The sequence below is a fragment of the Synechococcus sp. R6-5 genome, assembly GCF_047461775.1.
In the GTDB taxonomy this organism is placed as follows: domain Bacteria; phylum Cyanobacteriota; class Cyanobacteriia; order Thermostichales; family Thermostichaceae; genus Thermostichus.
In genome coordinates this window covers 1-771 of sequence record NZ_JANSHV010000289.1, presented here as the reverse complement: position 1 = coordinate 771, position 771 = coordinate 1, and the positions used below count along the sequence as shown (strand labels likewise).

1 protein-coding gene is annotated in these 771 nt (G+C 69.9%); it reads right to left on the bottom strand.

Annotation, left to right across the window (positions count from 1 at the left end; all coding sequences use genetic code 11):
- Positions 1-47: 47 nt before the first annotated feature.
- On the bottom strand, positions 48-771 hold a 724-nt coding region (locus NW818_RS12845), incomplete at its 5' end, for a transposase (RefSeq protein ID WP_414424776.1).

Below are 771 nucleotides of genomic sequence, written 5' to 3'. Positions count from 1 at the left end.
CACTTTAGGGGCGGACAGAACAGGCGTGTCACATGCATGCTGTTTCCTTAGGCTGCGACCCGCAGGCGCTCACGCTTGCCGACCCGGCCAGTGCAGTGCACCGGGGTGGCGGCGGGTCGGGCGGACTGCCAACACTCGGTCGACCAATTTGGTGCATCGAAGCGGACCAACTCCCAGGTGATGGCCGGCGGCTCGTCCTGCCAGAGCCGCTGCCAGAGCCGGTCGCGCCCCAAGCGAAACAGGCTGTCACGGGCGTGCCAGGGACGCCGCCGCCCCGCGCGGGGCGGCTGATTCAGGATGGTCTGGGCGGCCTCCTCCCCCAGACAGAGCGTGATCAGCGTCGCCAGCGCCAGCACCAACACCAGCACCGACTGATGGGCCACGTCCCGCACCTGGCTGGCCTCCCAGTGCCAGCCGCTGGTCTTCCAGTCGCGGAACAAGGCCGCGATTGCCGCCCGTCGCCGATACTGACGCACCAGATCCCAGGCGGGCGGCAGATTACTCACCAGCAGGAGCGGTTCTGGACAGCCGACCCGCCAGTAGGCCACCACGCTGACGGGGCGCCAGCCCTGCTTCTTGAAGGCCTGGCCGCGCCCGCACCAGCGCGTGCCGGCCTGTGGGATCAGGGTGCTGAAGGCCTGCATCCGGCCGTCGTCGTGGCGCAGACAGGTCTGGCGCTGGGCGCGCACCAGATACTGCCAGCCGTGAGCCGCCACCAGGTCCGTGAAGGCCGGGCAGCCGAAGGCACGGTCGGCCAGCACCGTCACGGAC